Annotated in this window: 11 protein-coding genes; 8 read left to right on the forward strand and 3 right to left on the reverse strand. The window is 46.9% G+C overall.

Annotation, left to right across the window (positions count from 1 at the left end; all coding sequences use genetic code 11):
* Positions 1-33: 33 nt before the first annotated feature.
* Entirely contained in the window at positions 34-1461 is a 1428-nt protein-coding gene (locus tag NDI34_RS16255; protein WP_348233172.1) for an NADP-dependent isocitrate dehydrogenase, read from the reverse strand.
* Between the two features lie 679 nt (positions 1462-2140).
* Here NDI34_RS16255 and NDI34_RS16260 point away from each other — a divergent pair.
* The 5 genes from NDI34_RS16260 (at position 2141) to NDI34_RS16280 (ending at position 7922) form a co-directional block, all read left to right on the forward strand.
* Entirely contained in the window at positions 2141-2821 is a 681-nt protein-coding gene (locus NDI34_RS16260; RefSeq protein ID WP_190413046.1) for a response regulator transcription factor, read from the forward strand.
* 137 nt (positions 2822-2958) lie between these two features.
* Positions 2959-3453: an adenylyltransferase/cytidyltransferase family protein gene (locus NDI34_RS16265; RefSeq protein WP_348233173.1), complete on the forward strand. Its 495-nt coding sequence runs from the start codon at positions 2959-2961 to the stop codon at positions 3451-3453.
* Positions 3454-3566: 113 nt separating this feature from the next.
* Complete coding sequence (locus tag NDI34_RS16270; protein WP_348233174.1) at positions 3567-4289, forward strand: GUN4 domain-containing protein; 723 nt, start codon at positions 3567-3569, stop codon at positions 4287-4289.
* Positions 4290-4770: 481 nt separating this feature from the next.
* On the forward strand, positions 4771-6375 hold the full coding sequence (locus tag NDI34_RS16275) for a GAF domain-containing sensor histidine kinase (RefSeq protein WP_190525912.1): 1605 nt from the start codon (positions 4771-4773) through the stop codon (positions 6373-6375).
* A 131-nt stretch (positions 6376-6506) separates the two neighbouring features.
* On the forward strand, positions 6507-7922 hold the full coding sequence (locus tag NDI34_RS16280; RefSeq protein ID WP_190525914.1) for an IctB family putative bicarbonate transporter: 1416 nt from the start codon (positions 6507-6509) through the stop codon (positions 7920-7922).
* A 293-nt stretch (positions 7923-8215) separates the two neighbouring features.
* On the opposite strand, the gene NDI34_RS16285 is transcribed toward NDI34_RS16280, so the two are convergent.
* Positions 8216-8509 (reverse strand): WGxxGxxG family protein, encoded by a 294-nt coding sequence (locus tag NDI34_RS16285; RefSeq protein ID WP_190536646.1) that lies wholly within the window; start codon positions 8507-8509, stop codon positions 8216-8218.
* A gap of 236 nt (positions 8510-8745) precedes the next feature.
* Entirely contained in the window at positions 8746-8889 is a 144-nt protein-coding gene (locus NDI34_RS16290) for a hypothetical protein (RefSeq protein ID WP_190413040.1), read from the reverse strand.
* Positions 8890-9826: 937 nt separating this feature from the next.
* Here NDI34_RS16290 and NDI34_RS16295 point away from each other — a divergent pair.
* From NDI34_RS16295 to NDI34_RS16305, 3 genes are all read left to right on the forward strand, one after another.
* On the forward strand, positions 9827-10672 hold the full coding sequence (locus NDI34_RS16295; protein ID WP_190413039.1) for a DUF4114 domain-containing protein: 846 nt from the start codon (positions 9827-9829) through the stop codon (positions 10670-10672).
* Between the two features lie 283 nt (positions 10673-10955).
* A complete protein-coding gene (locus NDI34_RS16300) occupies positions 10956-14117 on the forward strand; it encodes a DNA polymerase I (protein ID WP_348233175.1) in 3162 nt (1053 codons plus the stop codon).
* A 25-nt stretch (positions 14118-14142) separates the two neighbouring features.
* Positions 14143-15060, forward strand: coding sequence for a DUF4351 domain-containing protein (locus NDI34_RS16305; RefSeq protein ID WP_348233176.1), 918 nt, complete (start codon positions 14143-14145; stop codon positions 15058-15060).
* Positions 15061-15222 lie beyond the last annotated feature (162 nt).

A 15222-nucleotide genomic window follows, 5' to 3' on the forward strand; every position in this document is an offset into this window, starting at 1 on the left:
GTGGGTTGCTCGCTAATTGCTAATCGCTATTTACTAATTACTTTGGAAGTATTTGATGATGGCGGAGGCAAATTCCGAGCATTTCAGAGGCTCCACCGGCGGTTCCATGAGTCGAGCCAAATCATAGGTGACTTCGCCGTTAGAGATCGCCTGACCGAGGCCATGCTTAATCAAGTCAGCTGCCTCCTGCCAGCCCATAAATTCCAACATCATCACGCCTGACAAAATGACCGACCCGGGGTTTACCCGATCGAGTCCAGCGTGCTTCGGTGCGGTGCCGTGAGTCGCTTCAAAGATGGCGCATCGATCCCCAATATTGGCTCCTGGCCCCATCCCCAGGCCACCGACAATCGCTGCCGCTGCATCTGACAAATAATCACCATTCAGGTTCATCGTAGCGAGGATGGAATATTCATCCGGTCGAGTCTGAATCTGTTGGAAAATGCTGTCAGCAATTCGATCGTTCACCATCACCTTGTCTTTCCACTGACCGTTGCCGTGGGTTTCCCAGATGGCATTGAGAACATCTTCCACTTCACGGGTGATTTGGGCTTTTTTCTCTGCCGTCAAGGCGTCGTACCCAGGCTCAATCTGACGGGCGTTTTCTTCCAAGGTAATCTCTGGATTACGGGCTTTGTTGTCCAGAATCCATGATTCTCGTTCTGTAACGCACTCAGCGCGAAACTCAGCGATCGCTACTTCGTAACCCCAGTCCCGGAAAGCGCCTTCAGTATACTTCATGATGTTTCCTTTATGCACCAGCGTCACCATCTGTTTCTGCTTGGGTAGCCGCAGGGCATTCTTGATCGCACGGCGCACTAGGCGCTGGGAACCCGTCTTACTAATTGGCTTGATGCCAATTCCAGAGTCTAGGGGAATTTGCTTTTTGCCGTGTTCTGGCGTGGCTGGAATTAGCTCATTATTGAGTATGTCAATCAACTTGTTAGCAATTTCGCTGCCTTGACGCCACTCAATTCCCAGGTAGATGTCTTCTGTGTTCTCTCGATAGATGATGACATCGAGTTTCTCTGGGCTTTTGTGGGGAGAGGGGGTGCCTGGGTAATACTTGCAGGGGCGGACACAGGAGTAAAGGTCAAAAATCTGACGCAGTGCCACATTCAGCGACCGGATGCCGCCCCCAATCGGGGTTGTTAGGGGCCCTTTGATGGCAATACCGTATTCTTTAATTGCATCTAGGGTATCTTGGGGCAAATATTGGTAGGTGCCGTACTTCTCGCAGGCTTCATCCCCAGCGTAGATTTTGAACCAGCTGATTTGTCGCTTACCACCATAAGCCGCTTGGACAGCGGCATCAAAGACCTTCTGGGCGGCGGGCCAGAGGTCGATCCCCGTGCCGTCTCCGCGAATGAAAGGAACGATCGGGTTGTCTGGAACAACGGGTTCGCCATCTTTGAAGATGATACGTTCGCCCATGTCAGGAGGAGTGATTTTTTCGTACATATTGCACTTTTGTTGGATCTAGTCTAGCCAGACAATATTTTGACAGGAAGACTACCAAATCGGCTGATTCGCAAAAGTTTCGGTTAAGCTTTTTTGCAGTTTGGGCGGTTTGAGTGCCATGATGTTCGCAAATCATCCAAGCTGAAGCAGGGGTGCTAGGAGGCTGTTATCTCATTTTGGATTTTGGATAGTGGAGACGAGATTAATCGCGTTTCTACTCAGGGATCGTTGCAGAAGTTTAAACCAGGCACCGAGGAGCGCAAAAAAGGATTATAGACCTAATGGTAGTCTCTAGAAGTGGTACTGGCATGAAGGAATTCGTGCTTCAAATCAAAACTTTGGCATCTATTTAGCCAAGAGGCCCTACGAGAATGGGTCGAACGGCTAATTTTTTAATAATCTTAAGCGCATTCTGTCATCAGCCTTTATGCTGATCCTTTAGGCTGATAATAAAGTAGACTGAGGGCGATCGCTGGTTTTGAGTCCTTCAATCTCATCAATACTGGCTGAGAAACTCTTGACGCTGCCAGATAACGTCAAGCTGATATAAAAAAGAGATATGCTGCACAAGCCGCCTCTGCCCTTTTCACAAAAACCTCAACTTACATCAAAGCGGGATGAATTCAGTTTGCAGACCTAGGCTGATATGGCCCCTGAAAGGCGCTCTTCTAGAGTAACGATGAAAAAAATTTTGCTCGTTGATGATGATAGAACCCTGCGAACTGTCTTGACACGCTACCTGCAAAACCAGGGGTATCTGGTTCAGGATGTAAGTTCTGGTATGGAGGCACTAAGCGCTTTTGAACAAGCTCCACCGGATTTGGTGGTTAGCGATGTGATGATGCCGGAAATGGACGGTTTGGAATTCTGCCGACGCCTGCGAACAACTCCTATTGGGCAATTGGTACCGTTTATCTTTTTGTCAGGTAAAGGAGAGCTAGAAGACCGAATTCAAGGTCATACGATTGGGGCAGATGATTATCTGACTAAACCCTTCGATCCCAGGGAATTAGTCGCAAAAATTGAAGCTCAGCTAGAGCGATCGCGCCGCATCCATGCGGAAATGGTACGGTTGATGCAGCAGATGGCAACCAGTTCCACCGCAGCGACAGCAATCGGAGCGTTGGGTTCTGCCACCTGCGAGCCACTTCCGTTAACACCCGCAGAGCAAAGAGTTTTTTGGGAGGTGATTCAGGGATTTACCAATAAACAAATTAGCGATCGCTTGTTTATCAGTCCGCGCACCGTTCAGACCCATCTTAGTAACATCCTCAGTAAGCTGGAACTAGAGAATCGCTCTCAACTAGTTCGATTTGCCTTTGAACACGGATACCGACCTCCCACCCATGAAGATCCGTGAGAGATGAAGCAGTCATGGGTAATTGGTAATCAATTTTTAAGTTGTAGAGACAAGAGTCGATCGCCTCTGAATTTTAAATTAAAAAATTTTCTGATAAGTCAAAACTCAAAACTCATCGCTCAAAACTCTCATTACCCATGATTTCAAGCGTTTATACACTAAATGAGTTAAGTCAAGCGATCGCGGCAGATCCTAGCCGATGGCGACCGCTAGTGTTTACTAACGGGTGCTTTGATTTACTCCATACAGGTCATGTTCGATATTTACAAGTAGCAAAGTCCTTGGGGCGATCGCTCGTCGTGGGGTTAAATAGTGATCAGTCCGTTCGTGCAATCAAGCCCCATCAGCAGGGATTGCCTCCCCGACCTATCGTGCCTGAGCAGCAGCGGGCTGAAGTTCTCGCCGCCCTTAAGCCCGTGGATGGAGTGGTAATCTTCGACTCATTGACAGCCACTGGCTTAATTGAAACACTCAAGCCCGATATCTATGTCAAAGGAGGCGACTACAGCTTGGAAACCCTGCCTGAAACACCTGCCGTTCAGGCATACGGAGGTCAGATTGAATTGGTCAAAGTGGAAATTTCCACCTCGACCACAGCGATGATTGACCGCATCCTGCACTCAAATGATTAGCGCATTTGTCAAAAGTCATTAGTCATTGGTCATTAGTCATTGGCTACAGACTAAAGACTAGAGACTAATGACTAATGACTAATAACTAACAGCAACCTGAAATGACTTGCTTCATGACAGACCAAACGACTGCCGACCTACCATACACCAGCCAAGACCTTACCGACCTACGCTGCAAGTTTGAGTCGGGTTCTGAAAAAACGCAACTACAACTCCTCCCAGAACTTCTAAAAGCGGGTAATACCGGTTTGGAGGTACTGATGGAATTTTTACGTAACAATCAGTCAACTCCTACCAATTTAGTTACAGCTAAAGCCTACCAGACCCTCTACAACGCCAATTTGCCAGCTGCAACCGAATTTCTTCAAACCCATTTCCCTTCCGGCATTATCCCCTTACACTCAGAACGCGGCATCGACTACAGTTCCCTGCAACACCTGCTCTTGCAACAAGACTTTCTTGCCGCTGACCGCCTAACCTTGCAAAAGCTGTGTGAATTGGCAGGTGCTCAGGCTGTACAGAGAAAATGGTTGTACTTTACAGAGGTAGAAAACTTCCCCATTCCTGATTTACAAACCATCAATAGCCTGTGGTTCCTACACTCGGAGGGCAAATTCGGTTTTTCCGTGCAACGGGAAATCTGGCTGAGTCTCGGCAAAGACTTCTTAAAGTTCTGGCCCAAAATTGGCTGGAAGAGCGGCAACAACTGGACTCGATATCCCAACGAGTTTACCTGGGATCTCAGTGCCCCTAGGGGTCATCTGCCTCTGTCAAATCAGCTGCGGGGTGTCCGGGTGATTGCCGCCTTGTTATCTCATCCCGCCTGGTCAAGTTGAAAACTTCAAGGCTCAGGACTCAAGACTCAGCAAACAAGAGTGATGAGTGAATGAAGCAAGAAAGCCTCTTGCCAGCAGAAATGACTCTACTTTTCACTCTTGTTTTTCATCCTGGCTCCTCAATCGAATCACCGTCACTGAAGACTTGTCGGCTGGGTTGAGCCGAGTGCTAAACTCAACGCCTCCCTTGATTTTTGTTGCTTTCTCCTCCCTTGAAGGCTAAAGCCTTACGGCATGAACGCGCCTGCGCGACCTCAAACACCACGTCGCCAGGGCGGGAGAACCCCCGCTATTCTTGTCGTTCAACCTAGGATAGAAGTCAATTTTGCTTAAATCAGTGTCATTTACCCTTAGTCCTTTTTAACCGAAAAGCAAAACTCTCTGCTCAACGTGTTTGTTAGAGGCCTTCTTCGGGAACGCTAAGTGTAGCGGGATATTAAATTAAGTCATACAAGCAAAGCGTATGGGAGTAGGGATGGTAATGGCAGCCCCAGAAAGCAGACTTTTTTGTCGTTTGGATGGTTTGACACCGGCAGTACGAGAACAACAAAGGTTCGCTGCTTTGGGAGAATTGGGTCTACTTGAAGCAGAGATGGTTCCAGTGTTCGAGGAAGCTACTCAAACAGCAGCCCGATTTTTGGAAGCGCCGATTTGCATTTTAAGTTTAATGGCTCAAGACAAGCAGCGGATCAAAGCAGCTGTGGGTTTATCACGATTAGGGTTGATGAACGATCTCGCCACGTCCCGGCAGCTCCCACGCCATCAATCTTTGTGTACTTATGTGGTCGATAGTCATCAAGTTTTGATTGCTGGCGATACGCTAACAAATCGAGCGTTTGCTGAAACTGCTCTTGTGCAGCACTACGGCATCCGTGCCTATCTAGGGACACCGCTGCTATCATCTAGTGGAATCTGCCTGGGCACCCTGGCAGTGATGGACTTAGTGCCTCGTAACTTTACTAGCAAAGATATTGACTTTTTGGAACTTATGGCTCGCTGGAGTCTGAGTGAATTTGAGAGAAACCGTCTGTTTTTAGAAACGCGACAATTGGGGTCTTTAGAGCGTACCAACTCCAGCTATTGGTTTGCCAAACCGTCACCTAACGGGCAACCAGAAACGGGTAAAGACCTGGGATACAATGCCGCCTCGAACAACAGCAGTATGGGCAGCAATGCGGGTGAAGTGTTGTCCCTGACCCGTTCAACCCCTAGCCCCTCTGCAACTAGCTCCGTTAAAGTCAAACTGCTATCCCAGCTGTCACAGGAACTGCGGACTCCGTTGACTTCAATTATGGGGATGGCAAGTGTTTTGGGACGCGAAGTTTATGGGCCATTAACGACCAAGCAGAAGGAATACCTGGAGATTATCCACAACAGCGGTCAGCACTTAGTGTCGCTAGTTGATGAAATTTTGTCTCTGGGAGGGTTGGATGAGGTTAGCCAAAAACTCGATTTCACCTCTGTGGACATCGAAATGCTGTGTCAACAGGCGATTAATAACCTGCAACAGATTGCGTCTGGGCGGCAGCAACAGATTCGTCTATCTGTAGAGCCTGGAAAGCGCATCTGGTTGCTTGACAAGGATAAAGTGCGGCAAATTCTTTACTACCTGATTTTTAATCTAATTAACTCAGGGAGTGCAGGAGGTGTGGTTCGCATTCATGTCTCTCGCAAAATCGAAAAGCTGAACATTGCGGTGTGGGTTTCTCATCCCTGGCTAGGAGATGGTCTACCGCAGATTGAGTTTTATGCCCAGTCCGATATGTCGCCAAATCATCACTTAGAACCAGCTCTCTCAGAAGCCAGTGTTGCTTACATTCAAGAGCCGTACTCCGTGCCGTCCCTCACATCAATGAATCAATTGTTGCTGAATGACTCTCGTGCCGCTGATTCTGCCGTCTCAGAAGGGCTGTCCCATTTATCAGTCGGCAATGGTTCTCGTGAAAGTTTGGGGTTGTTGCTGAGCTGTTTATTGGCAGAAATTCATGGTGGGCACATTTCTGTTCAAGGCTCTCCAGAAGCGGGATATCGCTATGTAGTCAGCTTGCCACAGGTGGATGCGGTGGAAACAATTGGTGATGATTGACGGACTAGAGACTATAAACTATGTACTTGGGTAATTGGTAATCGTCATAGGGAATGGCTAATTGTTCATTGACCAATGACTAATGTGATCAATACCAATCACCCATAATCACTTCCCCCCTGACCTATCACATGAGTGTTTGGCAACAATTTACCTTGTCCAGTTTGCCGCTGTATCAGTGGCAAAGTGCAAGCTATTTGCATCGGTTGGTCGGTAGCTTGCGAAGCTGGCGGCAGAGTAGCGTCTGCGTGCAGTGGGCTGAGCCGTTGGGAGCCTTGTTTGTGGCTTTAGTGTTTGCGTTGGCTCCTTTCGTGACAACGGCCCTGGTTGGCGTGTTGTTAGCTGCCGGTGCTGGCTTTTGGATACTGCTGACTCTGTCAGATGAGGCGGGTTATGTACCGGGCGAAGCGCCTAAAGTTACTCCAATTCACTGGTTGGTGTTACTGTACTGGGGCATTGCCACTGTAGCAACGGCTCTGTCGCCAGTGAAGATAGCTGCTTTGAAGGGCTGGGGCAAGCTAACGCTGTATTTGCTATTTTTTGCGCTCATGGCGCGAGTGCTGCGATCGCCCCGCCTGCGTTCTATCCTGATCGCGGTCTATCTCCACATTGCGCTGATTGTTAGTGTCTACGGGCTGCGACAATGGTTTTTTGGGGCGGCGGCACTGGCAACTTGGACAGATCCAACGTCTCCTCTATCTAAAACGACGCGAGTTTATAGCTATTTAGGTAATCCCAATTTACTCGCTGCTTATCTTTTGCCTGCGATCGCTTTCTCGCTGGCTGCTATTTTTGCTTGGCGCGGGTGGAGTCGTAAAGCGCTAGCGCTGACGATGTTTTCCGTTAATACTGCGTGTTTGATTCTCACGTTCAGTCGCGGCGGCTGGATTGGCTTTATATTTTTGCTTTTAGTATTTTCGCTGATGCTGCTTTACTGGATCGGCGAACATCTGCCACCTTTCTGGCGGACTTGGTCGCTGCCGATTCTGTTAGGAAGTTTGGCGCTAGTGCTAGCGGTGGCGATCCTATTTGTGGAACCAGTGCGCGATCGCGTTTTTAGTATTTTTGCAAGTCGCAAGGATAGCAGTAACAATTTCCGGGTCAACGTTTGGGAAGCGGTGATTGAGATGATCCGCGATCGCCCGATTTTAGGGATAGGCCCTGGCAACGAGGCTTTTAACAAAGTTTATCCCCTTTATCAGCGCCCCCGCTATACTGCCTTAAGTGCTTATTCCGTTTTCCTGGAATTGGCTGTAGAAACTGGCTTAATTGGTTTTTGCTGCTTTATGTGGTTGCTGATTGTCACCTTTAACCAAGGATGGCTACAGCTAAATCGTTTGCGGCAACTGGGCAGGCGTGAGGGCTTTTGGCTGATAGCGGCGATTGCCACGATATTTGGTCTATTAGGACATGGTTTGGTAGATACAGTCTGGTATAGACCGGAAGTAAATACGCTTTGGTGGATGATGGTGGCGTTGATTGCTAGTTATTACACTTTCTCACCGAGTAGCGATCGCACTCCCCACACACTAACGGAACACAGTTAATCCGATTTCCCTGTTTGATTATTCATTAGTTTTTAGACTTTTTTCGGCACCTACTCCGTCCAAAGGCGAGCGAAAAAACAAGGACTCACAAACTCTTGTCCAAACAGGACTCCTAGAGTGGATGGAGTTGTACTCATGGCTAAAGACTAAAGACTGTGACTTTTGATTTATCTAGAATCCAAACAAGTTTAGAAAATTTCAAAAGCAAAAAGGCAAAGGAAAGATTTCCTCTTCTTTCTTTTGCCTTTTGCCTTTTTTAGTGCCGTTAATTTTCCTATAAGCCACCCGTTTTTTTACTCTCTGTAGCCGGTACGACTTACTGGATCTGGATCGCGGTAACGGGTTGGTTCTTCATGCTTGCGACCCGCTAAGCCTGCTAAACCAAGCAGTCCCAGCAAGCCCAACCAGCCCCAATCAAAATTGCGATCGCTTTCAACGGTTCTAACGTCTTGGCGAGCATCGGTGTTTGTAGTTGTATTTGTATCAGTATTCGTTTGAGCAGAAGCAGGCACAGTCAAAGGCAGAACCGCCATACTTAAGGAGAGAACGCCAGCTCCAATAAATTTTGATAAATCAGATCGTTTCATAAATAAAGCTCCTTGTCCGCTCTTCACTCACAAACTTATAGATTTCCCTCCAAATCAGAATCAATCTACAGCTATAAATTAAAAACTTCTAAACTCTAACTATAGAGATAGAAAATGTCTCTTCTTTCCACCATTTCCTCCCTCTTTATAATTAGGTAATTTTCAGGGTATAAACCAAATTTAACTTTTTAAGACTGGGGATCAATAATAAGCTTGCGAATTCATGTGAGTTTGGCTTAAGCAGCAGGTAGTAAATGGTAGTCAATGGTGATAGAGGGCTGCTTGGTTTGGTGGCTCTTGCAATCAATCCGCACACCAGGTTGACCAGAAAGTTGCCCGACTGCGGTGAGGGAGCAGCCCATTTCTGCAAAAAGGCGCATGGAATTCTCTTCTAAAGAGACTAAACCTGCAAGACAAGGGTTCTAAAGTCCCCGTACCGTCTGAACTCTGTTTGATAAAAGCTCTCACAACTTCTGCCCTCTTCATCTCAAGGAGATAGAAGTTGGCAGGATTTACTTTTCTCCAGAGATAATGGCACCCATCAGGGTGTCTCCCTGAGGTGATGAGAATGCTCGCTCCGAGAAATGTTCTTCAACTGGTCAACTTCAACTGGTCAATCAGTGTCTCAATCATCGACCGCTTCCGCAACACCGTAAACGTTCTCGTTTACGGTGTTGCAGCCTATCAGCGAAGCAATTGTGGCTGCAGACAGGGTTTTCAAACCTTTAGAACCAGTTATCGACACCGTAGAACTTTTCTTTTTATCTGAGCATGGGACAAGCAGATGGATGGAGAATTCAGCAGTTTCGGCCTATCTGTTATGGCTGTTCTTTATCCCGAACTCACGGTTACGTAATCTGCGTAGGCTGTCAGCATTGTGCGTATTACCAGTTCCCGCTCGTGTTTTAACCTGACTCTGGAAATTTCCCCATTCTTGAGAATACTGAATTTTTATGCATAGCGCTGTCAAATAAAAAGCGCTATCCGCAAAATCCCTGAAAAGCTTTCAGAATATTTACCGATGTGCTTCAAAGAAAAAGTTTTGAGCTTGAGGAAAATACTGCTTTAAATTCAAAACTAATTAGTAGCTTTGTAAGTGTATTTAAGGGTTTTACGTAAATATTCAATACTATGAAGAAGCCAAAAAGAATTAGAAAAGCTGTAGACAAAGAATTATGATTTCAGTTATTAATAAACAAGGAAAAGAAAACACACGTCTGCACCGGGCTTCTAAAGTAAAAATAAACTCAATTATTTTGGATGTATTTGCCGGTTGGATGGGGTGAAGTCGTTCATCGCCTTGGTAGAGGTACTCAAATGAAAATCAAACTAATTACTAGTCTGCTCGCCGCTGCTGCTGCCCTGACCGGCGTCATCTCTGCAACTGCACCGGCATCGGCTGAGATTAACTGGGGTTCTGTAAATACTGCACCCACAAAGAATGCATTGAGCCAATCTGATGATTTTTCAAACATCAGCACGCTTATCGATAGCTTAAACACGCAGATCAATAAGTCTCAAGAAAAATACGCATTTCCAGACTTGAGCCTTTTAGGCGGTAAATCATTTGATTTAAGCAAATTAACGTTGCAAAACGATACTGATGTTCGTGCTTACTTCGTCAATGAAGGGGCGGATTATAACAATCAGCTAGGTTATCAAGCACTTGACAGTAACGGCGACATTGTCAAAGATGGAATGGCTTTCTGGGAACTCAACAGCACAGAAAGTATTAGGGAAAACCAAACTAGCTTTACTAATCTAAAGCAAGGAGATTGGGTCAACTTAGGCAACTTCAGTAAAGGTACAACCCTGAATTTCCAGTTGAACGCCAATAGCTTATACGGCACCAGCAACTCCTACGGCATTTACAATTCTGCTTTTAATGCTCCTAACCCTGATGGGCTACAGCACGCCAGAGGATATCTCTTTAACTCCCGTTACCTGGTGATCGGTTTTGAAGATTTGTACGGAGATGGAAGCGAGACTGGCGTGACTCCAGCCTCTGACCGGGATTTCAACGACACAGTTTTCATCGTCGATATCGGCAACCAAAGTCTGCAAAGCGTACCTGAACCATCTGCAACGTTGGCACTGGTAGCTGCAAGTACGTTAGGGATGTTTGGCCTGCGTCGCCGCCGCAACAGCCAAATCAATGGCTAATCCCCTGGCCTATCGCTGATAATCTTTGCAAGTTCAATTAGTCAATAACCCCTGTTTCTAGCCTGCACCCTGCGGGCTTTTTTATTGGAAGCTTATGTAGCAGCTGCTTCGCTGTAAGCTTAGCCAGTGAAGCAGCGCATAGATAGGATATTTCCCCTAGGGGTAGTTAAAATCATTCAGGCTGAGCTGTGGGATGAGATATCTAACAGATTGTTCGCCTGAAGCGAACAATCTGAGGCATTGTAAAGAATATCTGCTCTCTGGCGCTAGCTAAAATAAGGCTATGTCTCAATCTACCTCTGCCTCCAACCCCTCTCACTCCGCTGCTAGCTCATCTGATATGCGGCCTGTCTTTATCCTGGTGGATGGTCACTCGTTAGCCTTCCGCGCCTACTTTGCCTTTGCTAAAGGGCGGGATGGAGGCTTAAAAACAAAGACTGGGATTCCTACCAGTGTTTGTTTTGGCTTCCTCAAGTCGTTACTGGAAGTAATAGCATCCCAGCAACCTCAGGCGATGGCGATCGCATTCGACCTCGGCCTACCCACTTTCCGCCACGAAGCCGACGATACCTATAAAGCTGACCGCGCTGAGACGCCAGAAGACTTTATCATCGACCTGAAAAATCTTCACGACCTTTTAGATGCCTTCAATCTGCCAATTGTGACGGCACCGGGGTATGAGGCAGATGATGTCTTGGGAACGCTGTCACAAAAGGCGAGTGCTGCCGGGTATCGGGTGAAGATTGTTACGGGTGACAGAGATTTATTTCAACTGGTTGACACTGCAAAGGAAATTAGCGTTCTTTATCTCGGTCAAACCTTCTGGCAACGTGGCAGCAATACAGGACCAGTAGAATTTGGGCCAGAGGAAGTTAAAGAGAAACTAAAGGGCATTACACCAGAGCAGGTTGTCGATTACAAAGCTTTGTGTGGCGACGCCTCCGACAATATCCCCGGTGTCAAGGGAATTGGCGACAAAACAGCCGTGAAGTTGCTTACAGAATACGGCTCCCTGGATGGGATTTATGCCTCATTGGATGAGATTAAAGGAGCAGTCAAACAGAAGCTGGAAGCCGGGAAAGAAGAGGCATACCGTTCCCAGCACTTGGCAAGGATCGTTCTTGATGTCCCTCTAGACGTTAGTTTAGAAGACTGCCCGCTGAAGGGATTTGATAACGCCGAGCTAGAACCGCTGCTAGAAAAGTTAGAGTTTAGGACTTATCTAAGCCGAATTAAGCAGTTGCAGCAGGCATTTGGCGGTGTGGCAGAGGAAGCTAAACCCGTTGAATCTAAAGAAGAACTTGAAGAAATCAGTTTTGATGATGGCGACCTCTGGTTTTTCAGTGCCGCTGATACCGAAGCGGCTAGCAAGGCAGACACAAATGCTGCGAATCAGATTAGCGCCCAAATTATTGATACTCCAGAAAAACTGACAGAACTGATAAAGCAGCTGCAAAGTTGCACCGACCCTGACAAACCAGTAGCGTGGGATACGGAAACGGATGCCCTAGAGCCACGAGATGCCCAACTGGTGGGGATTGGCTGCTGCTGGGGAATCGATCCATCTGAAGTTGCTTATATTCCCACGGGTCACAAAAGTGGTGAAAATCTGGATAAAACGGCTGTCTTAGAAGCGTTGCGTCCAATTCTGGAAAGTGCTGACTATCCCAAATCGTTGCAGAACGCCAAGTTTGACCGGCTGGTGTTGCGCTGTCAGGGAATTAGCTTGGCTGGGGTGGTGTTTGACACGATGCTTGCCAGTTACGTCCTGAATCCAGATAACAAAATCAAGCGCAACCTCAGCGACTTAGCCCTGCGGCATCTGGAGCTAAGTATCAGCAATTATACGGATGTGGAGCCGAAAGGCAAAACGATTGCCGATCTGGATATTCAGAGTGCAGCCTACTACTGCGGAATGCAGGTCTATGCCACATTCCAGTTGGTGTCAAAGCTACGAGAAAAATTAGAGGAAGTCCCCGCTCTTCACCAGCTGTTACGGGAAGTAGAACAACCTTTAGAGCCAGTTTTAGCACAGATGGAATATGTGGGCATCCGCATCGATGTGGGGTATCTCAAAGAACTCTCGCAACAGATGGAACCTGAGTTAGAGGCGATTAAGCAGAAAGCTTATAACTCCATACCTCGTAATGTCTTCAATGCATATCTCGAAAAACTCTTGACGCAGTTGGAACCAGATTTAGAGGCGGTTAAGCAGAAAAAATACGACTCCGTAGCCAGTGCTATTTTTAAGGCTTATCTCAAAAAAACCGCACAAAGCAAGGAAACGGATTTAGCGGCGATTAGGCAAAAGGTTTACGATATCGAACCCAGTGCTATTTTAAATTTGAACTCACCTGCTCAGTTGAGTGAATTACTGTTTGAGATACTCGCTCTGGACAAAAAAAAGTCTCGCAAAACTCCGACAGGGCTTTACTCCACCGATGTCTCCGTTTTGGAAAAGTTGCAAGGAGATCATCCAATTATTGATGCTCTTTTAGAGTACCGCACCCTACACAAGCTTTACTCTACCTATGTGGAACCATTACCAAAGTTGGTGCGTGCCGATACTCAACGGGTGCATACTGATTTCAATCAGACGTTTACTGATACTGGGCGTCTGTCTTCTTCTAACCCAAATTTACAGAATATTCCCATCGGCACGGAGTTTAGTCGGCGGATTCGCAGAGCATTTTTGCCGGAACCGGGTTGGTTACTGGTTGCTGCGGACTATTCGCAAATTGAGTTGCGGATTTTGGCTCACTTGAGCCAAGAGCCGGTGCTAATTGAGGCATACCAGCAAAATGAGGATATTCACAGCGTCACCGCTCGGCTGTTGTTAGAGAAGGATACAGTGACATCTGAGGAGCGCCGATTGGGGAAAATTATCAACTTCGGCGTGATCTACGGGATGGGAGCGCAGCGATTTGCGCGGGAAGCTGGGGTGAAGGCAACCGAAGGCAGATTGTTTATCGATCGGTTTAATGAGCGCTACCGTAAGGTTTTTGAATATTTGGAGCGGGTGAAGCGGGAAGCGATCGCTCACGGTTATGTCGAGACTATTCTAGGACGCCGCCGTTACTTTAACTTTGAGGGCGGCAGTCTCCGCAAGCTCCAAGGTAGCAATCCCGATGAAATTAACCTTGACAAACTCCGTAATTTGGGACAAGCTGACGCCGGTTCGCTACGCGCCGCCGCTAATGCTCCCATCCAAGGTTCTAGCGCCGATATCATCAAGATTGCAATGGATAAACTGCACAAAGTTTTGCAGAATTATCAGGCGCGTTTGCTATTGCAAGTTCACGATGAATTAGTGCTTGAAGTTCCTCCCTCTGAATGGGAAGAATTACAGCTTAAAATTCGTTCCACAATGGAAAATGCGGTTTCTTTGAGTGTGCCATTAGTCGTTGATGTGCGTGCAGGGCAGAATTGGATGGAAACGAAGTAAAAAATCGTAACTTCAACAAACGCGGATGATTGACCATGACCGCTTATTTAAGGAACTCCTCACAACCTTTTTTGGGGAGTTCATAGAGTTATTTTTGCCAGAAGTAGCAACTTATCTAGAACGCGACTCCATAGAGTTTTTAGACAAAGAAGTCTTTACAGATGTTACTGCTGGCGAGCGTTATGAAGCTGATTTAATCGTCAAGGCTGAATTTCGAGCTCAGGAATCTTTTTTTCTAATTCATGTAGAAAACCAAGCTCAACATCAAACTGACTTTGGCAGGCGGATGTTCCGCTATTTCTCCCGCTTGTCTGAAAAATTCGATCTGCCTGTGTATCCTGTGGTGGTGTTTTCTTATAACAGTCCCAAAACTCCAGAACCGAACGTTTATCAGGTGGCTTTTCCCAATAAAGTCGTTTTGCAGTTCAACTATGATGTCATTCAGCTAAATCAGCTTAATTGGCGGGATTTTGTGCAGCAACCCAATCCAGTTGCTAGTGCCCTAATGGCGAAAATGAATATAGAGCCAAGCGATCGCCGCCGCGTAAAATTTGAATGTTTGCGTCTTTTGGCTACTTTGAGGCTAGATCCCGCCAAGATGCAATTAATTTCTGGATTTATTGACACTTACCTGCGCTTAAGTACAGAACAGGAAAGGCTTTTAAGAGCTGACATTGCTAGGATGGAGCCAACTGAGCAGGAGGTCATTATGCGAATTGTCACTAGCTGGATGGAAGAAGGTATTGAACAGGGAAAGCAACAAGAGGCACTGTCACTGGTTATGCGCCTATTGCCTCGGCGAATTGGCGCAGTTGCCCCTGAGTTACAACAGCGCATTCAGCAGCTATCTCAGACTCAGTTAGAGGATTTAGCAGAAGCGCTTTTGGATTTTTCATCGGCGGCAGATTTGGAGGATTGGTTACACCAGTTTGCAACTGAGTAAAGTGACTGGCAATAAATGCGTGTTAAACTAAGCGTCGATTAGAAGCGCGATCGCATCTCCCTTCACGACTCCCACTACGAAAAGCCCGTAACAAGCGTCCGAAACTATTGGACAATGGAAACGTCTGTCCAGATGGACTTTTCCTTTGTAGTAAATATTTAT

The sequence above is a fragment of the Trichocoleus sp. DQ-U1 genome (assembly GCF_039961925.1).
In the GTDB taxonomy this organism is placed as follows: domain Bacteria; phylum Cyanobacteriota; class Cyanobacteriia; order Cyanobacteriales; family FACHB-T130; genus FACHB-T130.